Here is a 14499-nt window from a genome sequence, read left to right as displayed (position 1 = left end):
TGAATAGAGTTACGGCGGTCCATAGCGGCAGGGAAACGCCCGGTCCCATCCCGAACCCGGAAGCTAAGCCTGCCAGCGCCGATGATACTACCCTCCCGGGTGGAAAAGTAGGACACCGCCGAACACAAATTAAGAATCGCCCCCCACGTTTTACGTGGGGGGCGATTCGCTTTTATTCACCAATTCTCGATATCGAATTCAGTCGATATTCGAGCGATTACTCGCTGCGTCGGCGCTCACATAATTATGTCGGCCGTGGCTGCTGCCAGTATCCTTTGCGGGAAGGGCGGGTAGAAAGGCACACGTGGTCGGAGACAGACAAGGCGACGCAGAGCGGCGCCCGCGGCGTGCATCCAACGACCGCACATCCAGCAACAATTCGGGTCCTCGGCGGCACTACGACCAGCGGGGGCGGGATCAGCGCTCCGGCGCGCCCCGGACTTCCGGACCGGGTCGGGCCCGGGCGGCGCAGCCGACAGCTGATGGTGAACCCAGGACCGAGGGCCCGCGATTGCCGGCCGACGTCGAGGCCAAAGAACTGGCGCCCGATGTCCGTCGGGAACTGGTGACCCTGGACAAGACGACCGCGGACTTCGTCGCCCGCCACCTCGTGATGGCCGGCAAGCTGCTGGACGAGGATCCCGAGACGGCACTGGCCCACGCGCGTGCCGCCCGCAACCGGGCCGGCCGGATCGCGGTGGTGCGTGAGGCGGTCGGTATTGCGGCGTATCACAGCGGAGACTGGGCCCAGGCGCTCGCCGAGTTGCGTGCGGCCCGGCGAATGGGCAGCAAGTCGGCCCTGCTCGCGATGATCGCGGATTGCGAGCGCGGTGTCGGACGACCCGAGCGGGCACTGGAGCTCGCTCGCAGTGACGAGGCCACCGCGCTCACCGGAGAGGACGCCGACGAATTGCGCATCGTCACGGCCGGCGCCCGGTCAGACCTCGGACAGTTCGAGCAGGCGTTGGCGATCCTGTCTTCTCCGCCGCTGGACCCGACCAGTGTGGGACCGACTGCGGCCCGGCTGTTCTACGTATATGCCGACACCCTGCTGGCGCTCGGGCGCAACGACGAGGCGCTTCAGTGGTTCGTCCATGCCGAGCAGGCCGACATCGAGGGAATCACCGACGCGGAAGACCGGATCACGGAGCTGTCCTGACGTGACCACGCTTGCACGGCAACATGATTGCCTGCTGCTCGACCTCGATGGCACGGTGTTTCGCGGCCATGCGCCCACTGAGGGCGCGCTGGAGAGCTTGGCCGGGCTGGATGCACGGCTGCTGTATGTCACCAACAACGCGTCGCGCGCGCCTGAGCAGGTTGCCGAGCATCTGCGTGAACTCGGCTTCGTCGCCGACGCCGATGATGTGGTGACCAGTGCTCAAAGTGCGGCGCACCTTCTGGCCGCCCAGCTGCCGGCGGGCTCGACGGTTCTCGTCGTCGGGACCGATGCCCTTGTCGACCAGGTCGGCAAGGTCGGGCTGCGGCCGGTTCGGACGTTCGACGAGGGCCCGGTCGCCGTGGTGCAGGGACACTCGCCGACTACCGCCTGGCCGGATCTGGCCGAGGCGGCATTGGCTATTCGGGCCGGCGCGTTGTGGGTGGCGGCCAACGTGGACCTGACGTTGCCGTCGGAACGAGGGCTGTTGCCGGGCAACGGCTCGATGGTGGCGGCACTGCGCGTGGCGACCGGTCAGGATCCGCTGGTGGCCGGAAAGCCCCAACCGACCCTGATGAACGACGCCTTGAGTCGGGGGACGTTCGCCGCGCCGCTGGTGGTGGGGGATCGGCTCGACACTGATATCGCCGGAGCCGTCGCAGCCAGGTTGCCGAGTCTCATGGTGCTCACCGGCGTCAGTACCGCGCGTGAGGCAGTCCATGCCGTACCCGCGGAGCGCCCGGGCTACCTGGCGGCCGACCTGCGGGGCCTGCACACCGCCGCCGACGCGCTGCGCATCGGTCCTGACGCGGCCTGGCGGATCGACGTCGACACCGACACGGTCACGGTGCACTCCACCGGTCAGGAACCGGTCGATGACCTGTCGGTCGTGCGGGCCACGGCACACGCGGTGTGGGGTACGGACCTGGACCCGGCTGCGGTCACAGTGGCAGCCGGCGACGACACAGCGTGCCAGGCGCTGCAACGTTGGTCGTTGCTGTCGGTGCCGGTCGATTAGTGCGTCATCGACTAGCGTGAGTGTCGATATGAGTACCGATCCCGACGAACTGCGCGCCCAGGTCGCTGCGGTGCTGGCCGGCGTGCCGGATCCCGCGGTGGATCCGTCCGCACTCGAGGCCATGGACATCGACGTGGTGGCTGCCCGGCTCGAGCAGGCCCACGATCTGCTCGTGCAGGCCCTCGAATCCGTCGACAGGGGGCAACCGGGCGGACCGCAGGCGACCGGAAGGTGAGCGTCGGTGGCGCGGCGCGCTCGCGTTGATGCCGAGCTGGTGCGACGGGGTCTGGCCCGGTCCCGCCAGCAGGCGGCCGAGATGATCGAGGCCGGGCGCGTCCGGATCGACGGTATGCCCGCGGCCAAACCGGCTACCGCGGTTGCCCCGGACACCAACATCACTGTGATCGCCACAGCGGAACGGAGCTGGGTCTCGCGAGGTGCACACAAGCTGATCGGTGCGCTGGACGCGTTCGACGTCGCCGTCGACGGCCGGCGCTGCCTCGATGCCGGGGCCTCGACCGGGGGCTTCACCGAGGTGCTGCTCGACCGCGGCGCCGCCGAGGTGGTGGCCGCCGATGTGGGCTACGGGCAACTGGCCTGGCCGCTGCGGTCGGATGAGCGCGTGCACGTGCTGGAGCGCACGAATGTGCGGGAGTTGACTCCGGAGGCGATCGGCGGGCCGGTTCAGCTGGTCGTCGCCGACTTGTCCTTCATCTCGCTGGCCACTGTCCTTCCGGCGCTGACGGCCTGTGCGGACGCCGACGCCGATATCGTTCCGATGGTGAAACCGCAGTTCGAGGTGGGCAAGGATCGGGTGGGCGCCGGCGGCGTCGTATCCGATCCAGAGTTGCGCATCGATGCCGTGTGCACGGTCGCCCGCAAGGCGGCCGCATTGCAGTGGCATGCTGTCGATGTGACGGCTAGCCCGCTCCCGGGGCCATCGGGCAATGTCGAGTATTTCCTGCACCTGCGTGCCCAGACCGAGCGTCCGCTGGCCGGCGAGGCGCTCGAACATGCAGTTCGGCAGGCGGTCGAGGAGGGACCGCAATGACGTCTGAACGCACGATCCTGCTGGTGGTGCACACCGGCCGCGACGAGGCGACCGAAGTCGCCCGCCGGGTGGAAAAGGTGCTCGGCGACAACGGCATTGGTTTGAAGGTGCTCTCGGCGGAGGCCGTGGACCGCGGACCTCTGCATCTGGCGCCCGATGACATGCGCGCGCTCGGGGTCGACATCGAGGTGGTCGACGCCGAGGAACGCGCGGCCGAAGGTTGCGAGCTGGTGCTGGTCCTCGGCGGCGACGGTACGTTCCTGCGGGCCGCCGAGCTCGCGCGCAATGTCGAGATCCCGGTGCTGGGAGTCAATCTCGGCCGGATCGGGTTCCTGGCCGAGGCCGAGGCGGAGGCCATCGACCACGTGCTCGATCGCGTCATCGAGCGCGATTACCGCATCGAGGAACGCATGACGCTCGACATCGCGGTGCGGGTGGGCACCGATGTGGTGAACCGCGGGTGGGCGCTGAACGAGGCCAGCCTGGAGAAGGGGCCGCGACTCGGGGTGCTCGGTGTGGTGTTGGAGGTGGACGGTCGCCCGGTCTCGTCCTTCGGCTGCGACGGAGTGCTGGTGGCAACCCCGACGGGATCCACCGCCTACGCGTTCTCGGCAGGCGGCCCGGTGCTGTGGCCGGACCTGGAGGCGATTCTGGTGGTACCCAACAATGCTCACGCACTGTTCGCCCGTCCGATGGTGACGAGCCCGCTGGCCAGCATCGCGATCGAGATCGAGGCGAGCGGCAACGATGCGCTGGTGTTCTGTGACGGTCGCCGCGAAATGATCGTGCCTGCCGGTGGCCGCTTGGAGGTGACGCGCTGCGGCACCCCGCTGAAATGGGTGCGGCTGGATTCGGCGCCGTTCACCGATCGCCTGGTGCGCAAGTTCCGGCTGCCGGTCACCGGATGGCGGGGGCAGTAGATACCTGTGCTGTCGGAGATTCGGATCGAGTCGTTGGGCGCGATCAGCGCCGCCACCGCGGAGTTCGACCGCGGGTTGACCGTGCTGACCGGGGAGACCGGTACCGGCAAGACGATGGTGGTGACGAGCCTGCATCTGCTCGGCGGGGCACGGGCTGACGCGACCAGGGTGCGTTCGGGATCTGACCGCGCGGTGGTGGAAGGCCGTTTCAGCACAATGGAACTCGGCGAGGACGTCTCCGGCCGGGTCGAGGAGATCCTGGACTCCTCGGGCGCCGAGCGTGACGACGATGGCAGCGTGATCGCGGCCCGCTCGGTCAGCCGGGCCGGGCCGTCTCGGGCGTATCTGGGTGGGCGCAGTGTGCCGGCGAAATCCTTGAGCAGCTTCACCGCCCAGGTGTTGACGTTGCACGGCCAGAACGACCAGTTGCGATTGATGCGGCCCGATGAGCAACGGGCGGCACTCGACCGGTTCGCGGAGGTGGACAAGCCTCTGACCCGCTATCGACGTATCCGCGACGAGTGGCTGGCGGCGCGTCGTGACCTCACCGACCGTCGGCGGCGGGCCCGGGAACTGGCCCAGGAAGCCGACCGGCTCAGCTTCGGCATCCACGAGATCGACGCGGTCGCACCGCAACCCGGCGAGGATGAGGCGATCATCGCCGACATCCGGCGGCTGTCGGAACTCGATGCGCTGCGGGAAGCCGCGCACTCCGCCCGCTTCGCGTTGGCGGGCGAGCTCGATGAGCCCACGCCGGAGTCGACCTCGGCCGCCGACGGGGTGGGCCGCGCGCAGGCGGCGCTGGAGTCCACCGATGACTCGGCGTTGCAGGCACTGGCCGTCCGCTTGGCCGAGGCGATGGCGGTGATCGGCGACGTCTCCGGCGAGCTCGGTGACTACCTGTCCGAATTGCCGAGTGATGCCAGCACTTTGGAGACCAAGCTGGCGCGGCAGGCAGAGCTGCGCACACTCACCCGCAAGTACGCCGCCGATGTCGACGGGGTCCTGGAGTGGTCACGCGACGCCGCTGAGCGGTTGGCGCAGCTCGACGTGTCCGAGGAGAGCCTGGCTGCGCTGGACAGCAAGGTTGCCGAGCTCGAGGGGCAACTGGTCGCGGCGGCAGGCGAACTCACCAAAGCCCGGTCCAAGGCGGCCAAGGGGCTGGCCAAGGCGGTGACCGCGGAACTGGCCGGACTGGCCATGGCCAACGCAGTATTCACCATCGGTGTGGCTCCGATGCCGGCCCGGGCCGACGACTCTGCGCCGGTGACCATGCCCGACGGCGAGATGCTGCATGCCGGCCACGACGGCGTAGACGCGGTCGAGTTCGGGTTCACCGCACACCGCGGCGCGGATGTGCTGCCGCTGGCCAAGAGTGCCTCCGGCGGTGAGCTGTCCCGCGTGATGCTGGCCCTCGAGGTGGTCCTTTCGGCGTCGACCGCGGGCACCACGATGGTGTTCGACGAGGTCGACGCCGGGGTCGGTGGCCGGGCCGCAGTGCAGATCGGCCGCCGGCTGGCCCGGCTGGCGCGTACCCACCAGGTCATCGTGGTGACCCACCTGCCTCAGGTCGCGGCGTTCGCCGATGCGCACCTCCTGGTCGACAGTGGTAACGGTCGGGCCAAGTCCAGCGGCGTGCGCCGCATCGACGACGAGGACCGGGTCGCCGAATTGGCCCGGATGCTGGCCGGACTGGGGGAGTCCGACAGCGGGCGGGCTCATGCCAGGGAACTGCTCGAGGCTGCGCAGCAGGAGCGCGGCGCACCCTAGTCCTGATCGACGATCGCGCCCGGGTTGGCCGGCGACAGCTCGGCCGAGCTCCATCGCAGAGGACTGACGTGGGTGAGTTCCACCACCTCGTCGATCGTGAAGTCCACCGCGCACTGTGCACCGGCATCGGGATCGGCTTCAACCCAGTTGATTTCGGCGGTTCCGGTGAGCTGGAGCGTCGATCCGGAGAACCAGTCGATCACCAATATCCCGCACCTCGGGTTCGCGTCGATGTTGCCCAGCGTCATGAACATCGAGTTCCCGCGGTAGTCCGGCCACCGTAGCCGGCGGGGCGAGAGCACCTGCAGGAATCCGGGATTGCCGCCCCGGTGTGATGCGTCGGTATTGCCCGCGGCGTCCGCCGACCCGATGAAGAAGGCGTCGGCCTGGGTGATGACCGCTTGCTGTTGAGCGGTCAGTGCATGCCCACGGTGGACGTCGGGCAGTTTCGTCGAGGACCGCACCTCGGCGACGTCCCGGCGCGAAATGTACTTCGGGCAGTTCGAATACACCTGATCGGGGTGGATCCGCAGTCCCGTCCCAGCGGGCTCGGCGGAGCCGTTGACGCGCATCCGCCGCCGGGTCTGCGGTTCGATGGCGATCATCCCGATCTGCCGTCTGCCGCGCAGCACATCACGGACCGGATCGCCCGGCGCGGGTAGTGCGTCGACCAGGACCGTGCGCGGATCGTCGGCATGGACGAAGCCGGGCGGACCAGCGAACAAGCTGGTCCACACCCGGCCATCGTCATCGGCACCGGCGATCACGATCATCGGCTGTTCGGCGAGGAACGCGGCGGCGGCCGCGGGAACTTCGGTACGGATCATGCGGCCGACGCGGGTGGCGATCGCCTCCTGCCCCATCCGCCGCTGCACCGCCAACTCACCCGAGTGATACATGTTCACCGGCCCGGCTCAGAAGAATCCGCAGGTGGGGGCCGCCCCGCCGGGTGCGGGAGCGCTCTGCGCCCCGTTGGGCGCGTACACCTCGAGCCGGGTTCCGTCCGGGTCGGCGAAGAAGATGCCGCCGGAAGACGTTCCCTCGCCGTGCGCGACGACACCGTCGTGCGCGAACTCGGTGCCCAGCGCCTTCAGCGCCGCCTCGACGGTCCGCACCTCGTCGATGCTGGCTGCCTCGAACGAAAGATGATGCAGGCCTGGTGTTTCCGTGGAGAACCGGCCGTTGCTCTGCTGCCAGAGGGTCAGCCGCAGCGTCCCGTCCGTGCCGAGGAAGGCGTACCGGTGCTCGCCCTCGCTGTTGACGGCGAGCGGTTCGAAACCCAATGCGTTTCGGTAGAAGGCGACGGAGCGGTCCAGGTCGGTGACGTTGATGCCGACGTGTCCGGTGGCGAGCTGTGGCGGGGTGGTTACGGGCATGCAGTCCTCCTGGGTAACTGGTGAAACGACTTACGTAGGTTAGAGCTGAAGAAGCTCCGCCGTCAACCATCTATTTATATTTCGATGGTTAGTTCGGCGGGTGGCTCCTGCCGTCGTGGGCGCGTGGTTACCCTCAGGTATGCGTGATCCGCGCCCGCATGTCGGCGAACCCCTTGCGCTGGATCTGCTGAACACCCGATGGATGTCAGCGGATGGGCCGCAGGACCTTCTCGCCGACGTCGATGGGCTCCACATTTGGTTGCTGGCCAATGGGCTGGACGACCGCTGCGAGGCTGACGAGAAGTCGCGGGTCGCCTTGATCGCGGCTCGGGAGGCGATCCTGCGGGCAGTGCAGGCGGGTTCCGTCGACGAGATCAATGACGTGCTGGAACGGGGCCGGTTCCGGCGCATGCTCACGGCATCGGGCCCTGCCGAGGCTGTCGAGGTGTCGCAACCGGAGTGGCTGGCCGGCTGGCTGGCCGCGGGGGACCTGCTGCGGTTGCTGGGCGAGGCACCCGACCGGATCAAGCAGTGCGCCCACCCGCACTGCATTCTCTGGTTCCACGACAGTTCCAAGAACGGCGCCCGACGGTGGCACTCGATGGCCACGTGTGGGAACCGCGCGAAGGCCGCACGGCACTATGCAGCGAAGCGGGATTGAGACCGCAGTGCTGTTACTGATGTGACAAAAGCCAACTTGTGGGGCTGGTGTTACGGCGCGCCTCCGCCGCCCGACCGGCGAAGCCCGACAGAATCGGCGCATGAAGATGTCCACGCTGCTCACTCGCAATGCCAGTACGCGTCCGGGAGTGACCGGCACTGCCCGTGTGGACCGCGACATCGATCGGCTGCTGCGCCGCGTCGGCCCTGGCGACATCGTCGTCCTCGACGCTCAGGATCTGGACCGGATCACCGCCGATGCGCTTGTCGAGGCCCAGATCGCCGGTGTCGTCAACGCCTCGCCGTCCATCTCGGGGCGTTACCCGAACCTTGGTCCGGAGGTGCTCGTCGCCAACGGTGTGGTGCTGATCGACGAGGCAGGGTCGGACGTCTTCAAGAAGATCAAAGACGGAGCGCGGATCCGCCTGAACAACGGCGGCGTCTACTCGGGTGACCGGCGGATCGCCGTGGGCACCGAGCGCAACGACCAAGAGATCCACGAGCTGATGCACGACGCCAAGAGTGGTCTCGTGGCGCACCTGGAAGCCTTCGCGGGCAACACCATCGAGTTCATCCGCAGCGAGAGCCCGCTGCTCATCGACGGCATCGGGATCCCGAACGTCGACGTGGACCTGCACCGCCGCCACGTCGTGATCGTCGCCGAGGAACCCGACGCGGCCGAGGACCTCAAGGCGCTCAAGCCCTTCATCAAGGAGTACCAACCGGTGCTGGTCGGTGTCGGGGCCGGCGCGGACGTGCTGCGCAAGGCCGGCTACCGCCCGGCGCTGATCGTCGGCGACCCGGACAAGATGAGCGTCGAGGTGCTGCGGTGCGGCGCTCAGGTGGTGCTGCCCGCCGACGCCGACGGCCACGCCGCCGGGCTGGAACGCATTCAGGACCTCGGGGTCGGCGCGATGACCTTCCCCGCCGCCGGATCGGCGGCGGACCTCGCGCTGCTGCTGTGCGACCACCATGGTGCGTCGCTGATCGTCACCGCCGGTCACACCGCCTCGATCGAGGAGTTCTTCGACCGCTCGCGCCAGCGCAGCAACCCGTCGACGTTCCTGACCCGGCTGAAGGTCGGGGAGAAGCTCGTCGACGCCAAGGCGGTCGCGACCCTCTACCGCAGCCGGGTGTCCGGCGGGGCGATCGCGCTTCTGGTGCTGGCGATGCTGGTGGCTGTGGTGGTCGCGCTGTGGGTGTCGCGCGCCGACGGGGCCGTGCTCGACTGGGTCGTCGACTACTGGAACCGCTTCACCCTGTGGGTGCAGGGCCTGGTCAGCTAGCGGGGCGGTGAGTTGTGATCACGCTACGCGCGCACGCCATTTCGCTGGCGGCAGTTTTCCTGGCGCTGGCAATCGGGGTGGCCCTGGGTTCGGGGCTGCTGTCCAACACGGTGCTGTCGGGCCTTCGGGACGACAAGAAGGACCTGCAGCACCAGATCGAGGCTCTCAATGACGGCAAGAATGCACTGAACGAAAAGCTGAATGCCGCAGGAGAATTCGATGCTCAGATGGCGCCCCGGATGGTGCGCGACGCATTGAAGGACAAGTCGGTGGTGGTGTTCCGCACGCCCGACGCCGCCGACGGTGATGTCGACGCGGTGTCGCGGTTCGTCCGCGACGCCGGCGGCACGGTCACCGGGAAAATCTCACTCACGAGCGAGTTCGTCGAAGCGAATTCGGCCGACAAACTGCTGTCGGTGGTCAATTCGCCGATCGTGCCGGCCGGCAAGCAGTTGAGCACCGCGGCGGTGGACCAGGGGTCCCAGGCCGGTGACCTCTTGGGGATCACACTGCTGATCGACCGGAACCCGGCGGCGGCGCCCGTCGATGACATGCAGCGTCAGACCGTGCTCACCGCCCTGCGCGACACCGGGTTCCTGACCTATGACGATCCACACATCGGCGCGGCCAACACCGCGCTGATCGTGACCGGAGGCGGGTTGGGTGCAGACGGCGGCAACCGCGGCGCAACCATGGCACGTTTCGCTGCCGGGTTGGCCCCACACGGCACCGGAACTGTGCTCGTCGGCCGTTCAGGATCGGCATCTGGAACCGGTCCCGTGGCTGTGACCAGGTCCGATGCCGGCCTGACTGCCACCGTCAGCACCGTGGACGACGCCGATTCCAGCGCCGGTCAGATCACGGCCGTCCTCGCGTTGAGCGACCTCGCGGGCGGCGGGAAGCCGGGCCGGTACGGCACCGGGCAGGGCGCGACGTCGGTGACCGTCCCGCAATAGGCGCGCTCCGGCCACCGATTTGCCCCGGCGCATGCGGCGCGTCAGCGACGCCTTGTCGGCGTCGGTGTTAAGGTGAGATTCCGTGGGTCGGCAGGCCACAGCAGTTTCTCGATTCCCTGCCAGTCGTCACGGAGGATGCTTTTGCCCGCCTTACGCAAGCACCCGCACACCGCCACCAAACACCTCTTCGTCACCGGTGGTGTGGCGTCATCGCTCGGTAAGGGGTTGACCGCATCGAGCCTCGGTCAGCTGCTGACCGCGCGAGGGTTGCAGGTCACCATGCAGAAGCTCGACCCCTATCTGAACGTCGATCCGGGCACCATGAACCCGTTCCAACACGGTGAGGTGTTCGTCACCGAGGACGGCGCCGAGACCGACCTCGACGTCGGCCACTACGAGCGGTTCCTGGACCGCAACCTTTCCCAGTCGGCAAACGTGACCACCGGTCAGGTGTACTCCACGGTGATCGCCAAGGAACGCCGCGGCGAGTACCTGGGCGACACCGTTCAGGTGATTCCCCACATCACCGACGAGATCAAGAGCCGGATCCTGGCCATGGCCGAGCCCGATTCGTCCGGGCAGCGCCCCGACGTGGTGATCACCGAAATCGGCGGCACGGTGGGCGATATCGAGTCCTTGCCGTTCTTGGAGGCCGCCCGCCAGGTGCGCCATGAAGTCGGCCGGGACAACTGCTTCTTCCTGCACGTGTCGCTGGTGCCCTACCTCGCCCCGTCCGGTGAGCTCAAGACCAAGCCGACGCAGCACTCGGTGGCCGCGTTGCGCAGCATCGGCATCACCCCCGATGCCCTGATCCTGCGGTGTGATCGTGACGTCCCCGAACCGCTCAAGAACAAGATCGCGCTCATGTGCGACGTCGACATCGACGGGGTGATCTCCACTCCTGACGCACCGTCCATCTACGACATCCCCAAGGTGCTGCACCGCGAGGAACTTGACGCGTATGTGGTGCGCCGGCTCAACCTGCCGTTCCGCGATGTGGACTGGTCGGAGTGGGACGACCTGCTGCGCCGGGTTCACGAGCCGCAGGAGACGGTTCGGATCGCCTTGGTGGGCAAGTACATCGACCTGTCCGACGCCTACCTGTCGGTGGCGGAGGCGCTGCGCGCCGGCGGCTTCAAACACCGCGCCAAGGTGGAGATCCGGTGGGTGGCCTCCGATGACTGCGAGACCGACGCCGGTGCTGCGGCGGCCCTGTCCGATGTCGACGGAGTCCTCATTCCCGGCGGGTTCGGCATCCGGGGTATCGAGGGCAAGCTGGGGGCCATCGGGTTCGCCCGCAAGCGCGGCCTGCCGGTGCTCGGACTGTGTCTGGGGCTGCAGTGCATCGTGATCGAAGCGGCCCGCTCCGTTGGGATCACCGGAGCCAACTCGGCCGAGTTCGATCCGAAGACAGTGGACCCGGTGATCTCCACGATGGCCGATCAGGAGGACGCCGTCGCAGGCGAGGCCGACCTGGGCGGCACCATGCGGCTCGGTGCCTATCCCGCCGTATTGGAATCGGGATCGATTGTGGCGCAGGCCTATCAGGCCACCGAGGTGTCCGAACGGCACCGGCATCGCTACGAGGTCAACAACGCTTACCGCGACCGGATCGCCGAGAGCGGGCTGCGGTTCAGCGGCACCTCGCCCGACGGGCACCTGGTGGAGTTCGTCGAGTACGACTCGAACATCCACCCGTTCCTGGTCGGGACGCAGGCCCACCCTGAGCTCAAGAGCCGGCCGACGCGCCCGCACCCGCTGTTCGCGGCATTCATCGGCGCGGCGCTGGATTACAAGGCTGCAGAGCGGTTGCCCGGCATGGACCTTCCCGAGCATTTCGCCGAGGAGTCCGAGGACGTCGAGGACGGCGCGAGTCCGGTGGACGAAGCCGCCTCTCTTGGCTGAACACGACTTCGAGACGCTGACCAGCGAAACCGTCTACGTCGGAAACATTTTCGCGCTGCGCGCGGACGAGGTCAGCATGCCCGGCGGCGGGTCGGCCCGGCGTGAGGTCGTCGAGCACTACGGTGCGGTCGCGGTCGTGGCCCTGGACGAGGACGGCAATGTGGTACTGGTGTACCAGTACCGTCACCCGCTGGGACGTCGGCTCTGGGAACTGCCCGCCGGCCTCCTCGACCTCGGCGGGGAGCCTCCCGAGGTGACTGCCGCGCGCGAACTCGAAGAAGAGGTCGGGCTGGCCGCCGCGCACTGGCGGGTGCTGGTGGATCTCGATTCGACGCCGGGGTTCTCCGACGAGAGTGTGCGGATCTACCTGGCCACCGGGTTGACCGACGTCGGGCGTCCCGAGGCCGAGCACGAGGAAGCCGACATGGTGGTCGAGCGGGTGCCGCTGGCAGACGCCGTGCGGAGGGTGTTCTCCGGCGACATCGTGAACGGCATTGCGGTGGCAGGCATCCTGGCCGCACACGCGATGCCCGATGCGGAGGCGTTACGGCCGGTCGACGCGGTGTGGACCGACCGGCCGACAGCGTTCAGGCGGCGCAAAGGTCTGTTATGACCACACCGTCACCCCTCCGATCGGCCCTCGACGACCAGCTGCAGGGCTACCTCGATCACCTGACGATCGAGCGGGGCGTGGCGGCCAACACGTTGAGCTCCTACCGGCGCGACCTGCGTCGCTATGCCGAACACCTGACCCAGCGGGGAATCGCGGATCTAGCGGAGGTGGCCGAGGCCGATGTCAGCGACTTCCTGATCGCGCTGCGTCGGGGGGACCCGGAATCGGGAGTGACCGCGCTGTCGGCGGTTTCGGCCGCGCGGGCAGTGGTCGCGGTCCGCGGACTTCACCGGTTCGCCACGGCCGAGGGCATCACCGCACTCGACGTCGCCCGCGGGGTCAAACCGCCCACGCCGAGTCGTCGGCTGCCCAAGAGCCTCAGCCTCGACGAGGTGCTCGCGCTGCTCGAGGCCGCCGGTGGGGAGAGCGAGGCCGACGGTCCGCTGACGCTGCGAAACCGGGCGCTGCTGGAACTGCTGTACTCCACCGGCGCCCGCATCTCCGAGGCCGTCGGACTCGACATCGACGACATCGACACGCACGCGCGTTCGGTGCTGCTGCGCGGCAAGGGCGGTAAGCAGCGGCTCGTGCCCATCGGGCGCCCGGCTGTCACCGCGCTCGACGCGTACCTGGTGCGGGGGCGTCCGGACCTGGCCCGCCGGGGCCGGGGCACCCCCGGAATCTTCCTGAACGCCCGCGGTGGCCGACTGTCCCGCCAAAGTGCCTGGCAGGTGCTGCAGGATGCCGCGGCGCGGGCCGGCATCGCGTCGGCCGTCTCACCGCACACGTTGCGGCACTCGTTCGCGACCCACCTGCTCGACGGCGGTGCCGACGTGCGCGTGGTCCAGGAACTGCTGGGCCATGCTTCGGTGACCACCACGCAGATCTACACCATGGTCACGGTGCATACGCTGCGCGAGGTCTGGGCAGGGGCCCACCCGCGGGCGCGCTAGCCGCCCAGGTACTCCGACTCCAGCACCAGATCCGGCAGCAGCGTCTGGTACTCGGCATGGGTCTTGTGGTGCTTGGTGTCCCACTGCGAGCCCTGATGCGCGTTCATGTAGGCCAGGTACTTCGGGGCGCCGGGCAGCTTCACGTTGTCGGCCACCACGATCGAGCCACGGTGCAGCCAACCGCGGTCCAGCAGGCTCTGCAGATCGGTCAGGTAGGCGTTCTTCTCGTGATCGAGGAACACGAAATCCAGTGCGCCGCTCTCGAATCCGTCGGCCGCCAGGGCGTCCAGCGTGCGGCCGCCGTCCCCGATGGTCCCGACCACGCAGGTGATCCGGTCGGCCACCCCGGCATGAGCCCAGATGCGTCGCGCGATGTCGGCGTTGGTGGGGGAGAACTCGACCGAGAACACCCGGGCGGCCGGCGCGGCGCGTGCGATCCGCATCGCCCCGTAGCCGCAGTAGGTACCCAGCTCGAGCGCCAGACGTGGGTCGGCCCGCACGACCGCGGCGTCGAGCAGCGCACCCTTCTCGTCGCCGACGTTGATCAGGAACGACTTCTCGTAGGCGAACTTGTCGATGGTGGCGATGACGTCGTCGAGGTCGCCGGCGCGGGCATTGGCCACCACATAATCGGCGGCCGCGGCCTCGCGTCCGTCGCCCCACTGCCCGGTTTTCGAGAAGTGCCTGGCGCCGATTCCCATCCGGATGAACGACCACCGCAACAGCGGCAGCCGCTGTTTGAGACTCATGACGCACACCATATGCGCCTGTTTGCCCGCGGGTCTGCCCGTTCTGGCTGCATGACGACGTTAAACTTGCCGGGATATGTGCG

Annotated in this window: 15 protein-coding genes and 1 rRNA gene; 13 read left to right on the top strand and 3 right to left on the bottom strand. The window is 68.1% G+C overall.

The features are described 5' to 3' along the window. The first annotated feature begins 10 nt into the window (after nucleotides 1-10). The 7 genes from rrf (at nucleotide 11) to recN (ending at nucleotide 5918) form a co-directional block, all read left to right on the top strand. Nucleotides 11-124 (top strand): 5S ribosomal RNA (gene rrf, locus AB0876_RS31540). 180 nt (nucleotides 125-304) lie between these two features. Further along, entirely contained in the window at nucleotides 305-1159 is an 855-nt protein-coding gene (locus tag AB0876_RS31535; protein WP_491840796.1) for a tetratricopeptide repeat protein, read from the top strand. 1 nt (nucleotide 1160) lies between these two features. After that, complete coding sequence (locus tag AB0876_RS31530) at nucleotides 1161-2177, top strand: HAD-IIA family hydrolase (protein WP_491840797.1); 1017 nt, start codon at nucleotides 1161-1163, stop codon at nucleotides 2175-2177. A 28-nt stretch (nucleotides 2178-2205) separates the two neighbouring features. After that, complete coding sequence (locus AB0876_RS31525) at nucleotides 2206-2412, top strand: hypothetical protein (protein WP_491840798.1); 207 nt, start codon at nucleotides 2206-2208, stop codon at nucleotides 2410-2412. Between the two features lie 6 nt (nucleotides 2413-2418). Then, the gene (locus AB0876_RS31520; protein WP_491840799.1) at nucleotides 2419-3228 is read left to right on the top strand and encodes a TlyA family RNA methyltransferase; all 810 of its coding nucleotides are present in this window, start codon (nucleotides 2419-2421) and stop codon (nucleotides 3226-3228) included. Next, a complete protein-coding gene (locus tag AB0876_RS31515) occupies nucleotides 3225-4148 on the top strand; it encodes an NAD kinase (RefSeq protein WP_055114685.1) in 924 nt (307 codons plus the stop codon). The genes AB0876_RS31520 and AB0876_RS31515 overlap by 4 nt, the downstream gene beginning before the upstream one ends. Before the next feature lie 6 nt (nucleotides 4149-4154). Beyond that, nucleotides 4155-5918 (top strand): DNA repair protein RecN, encoded by a 1764-nt coding sequence (gene recN / locus AB0876_RS31510; RefSeq protein WP_526043872.1) that lies wholly within the window; start codon nucleotides 4155-4157, stop codon nucleotides 5916-5918. Here the strand turns inward: recN and AB0876_RS31505 are convergent. Next, nucleotides 5915-6817 (bottom strand): pyridoxamine 5'-phosphate oxidase family protein, encoded by a 903-nt coding sequence (locus AB0876_RS31505; protein ID WP_491840976.1) that lies wholly within the window; start codon nucleotides 6815-6817, stop codon nucleotides 5915-5917. The two genes, recN and AB0876_RS31505, sit on opposite strands and share 4 nt — an antisense overlap. 15 nt (nucleotides 6818-6832) lie before the next feature. Further along, complete coding sequence (locus tag AB0876_RS31500) at nucleotides 6833-7294, bottom strand: VOC family protein (protein WP_526043871.1); 462 nt, start codon at nucleotides 7292-7294, stop codon at nucleotides 6833-6835. 139 nt (nucleotides 7295-7433) lie between these two features. On the opposite strand from AB0876_RS31500, the gene AB0876_RS31495 reads away from it, so the two are divergent. The 6 genes from AB0876_RS31495 (at nucleotide 7434) to xerD (ending at nucleotide 13667) form a co-directional block, all read left to right on the top strand. Next, the gene (locus tag AB0876_RS31495) at nucleotides 7434-7955 is read left to right on the top strand and encodes a CGNR zinc finger domain-containing protein (protein ID WP_526043870.1); all 522 of its coding nucleotides are present in this window, start codon (nucleotides 7434-7436) and stop codon (nucleotides 7953-7955) included. 100 nt (nucleotides 7956-8055) lie between these two features. Next, the gene (gene steA, locus AB0876_RS31490) at nucleotides 8056-9240 is read left to right on the top strand and encodes a putative cytokinetic ring protein SteA (RefSeq protein WP_491840803.1); all 1185 of its coding nucleotides are present in this window, start codon (nucleotides 8056-8058) and stop codon (nucleotides 9238-9240) included. Between the two features lie 14 nt (nucleotides 9241-9254). Beyond that, nucleotides 9255-10196: a copper transporter gene (locus AB0876_RS31485; RefSeq protein ID WP_491840804.1), complete on the top strand. Its 942-nt coding sequence runs from the start codon at nucleotides 9255-9257 to the stop codon at nucleotides 10194-10196. Between the two features lie 135 nt (nucleotides 10197-10331). Further along, complete coding sequence (gene pyrG / locus AB0876_RS31480) at nucleotides 10332-12101, top strand: CTP synthase (protein ID WP_526043869.1); 1770 nt, start codon at nucleotides 10332-10334, stop codon at nucleotides 12099-12101. Beyond that, nucleotides 12094-12714: an NUDIX domain-containing protein gene (locus tag AB0876_RS31475; RefSeq protein ID WP_526043868.1), complete on the top strand. Its 621-nt coding sequence runs from the start codon at nucleotides 12094-12096 to the stop codon at nucleotides 12712-12714. Before pyrG ends, AB0876_RS31475 begins: the two co-directional genes overlap by 8 nt. Next, on the top strand, nucleotides 12711-13667 hold the full coding sequence (gene xerD / locus AB0876_RS31470) for a site-specific tyrosine recombinase XerD (protein ID WP_526043867.1): 957 nt from the start codon (nucleotides 12711-12713) through the stop codon (nucleotides 13665-13667). The genes AB0876_RS31475 and xerD overlap by 4 nt, the downstream gene beginning before the upstream one ends. Here the strand turns inward: xerD and AB0876_RS31465 are convergent. Further along, complete coding sequence (locus AB0876_RS31465; protein ID WP_526043866.1) at nucleotides 13664-14416, bottom strand: O-methyltransferase; 753 nt, start codon at nucleotides 14414-14416, stop codon at nucleotides 13664-13666. The genes xerD and AB0876_RS31465 overlap by 4 nt on opposite strands. Nucleotides 14417-14499 lie beyond the last annotated feature (83 nt).

The organism is Mycobacterium sp. NPDC049093, from assembly GCF_040704635.1.
Lineage (GTDB): Bacteria > Actinomycetota > Actinomycetes > Mycobacteriales > Mycobacteriaceae > Mycobacterium.
The sequence above is the reverse complement of the archived record's forward strand: the minus strand, read 5'-3'. Positions and strand labels throughout refer to the sequence as shown.

What these genes read in the sequence shown, in the direction of transcription:
- AB0876_RS31525 (WP_491840798.1), top strand. Translation starts at nt 2,206, where the DNA reads ATGAGTACCGATCCCGACGAACTGCGCGCCCAGGTCGCTGCGGTGCTG.
- AB0876_RS31515 (WP_055114685.1), top strand. Translation starts at nt 3,225, where the DNA reads ATGACGTCTGAACGCACGATCCTGCTGGTGGTGCACACCGGCCGCGAC.
- AB0876_RS31505 (WP_491840976.1), bottom strand. Translation starts at nt 6,817, where the DNA reads ATGTATCACTCGGGTGAGTTGGCGGTGCAGCGGCGGATGGGGCAGGAG.
- AB0876_RS31500 (WP_526043871.1), bottom strand. Translation starts at nt 7,294, where the DNA reads ATGCCCGTAACCACCCCGCCACAGCTCGCCACCGGACACGTCGGCATC.
- AB0876_RS31495 (WP_526043870.1), top strand. Translation starts at nt 7,434, where the DNA reads ATGCGTGATCCGCGCCCGCATGTCGGCGAACCCCTTGCGCTGGATCTG.
- steA (WP_491840803.1), top strand. Translation starts at nt 8,056, where the DNA reads ATGAAGATGTCCACGCTGCTCACTCGCAATGCCAGTACGCGTCCGGGA.
- pyrG (WP_526043869.1), top strand. Translation starts at nt 10,332, where the DNA reads ATGCTTTTGCCCGCCTTACGCAAGCACCCGCACACCGCCACCAAACAC.
- xerD (WP_526043867.1), top strand. Translation starts at nt 12,711, where the DNA reads ATGACCACACCGTCACCCCTCCGATCGGCCCTCGACGACCAGCTGCAG.
- AB0876_RS31465 (WP_526043866.1), bottom strand. Translation starts at nt 14,416, where the DNA reads ATGAGTCTCAAACAGCGGCTGCCGCTGTTGCGGTGGTCGTTCATCCGG.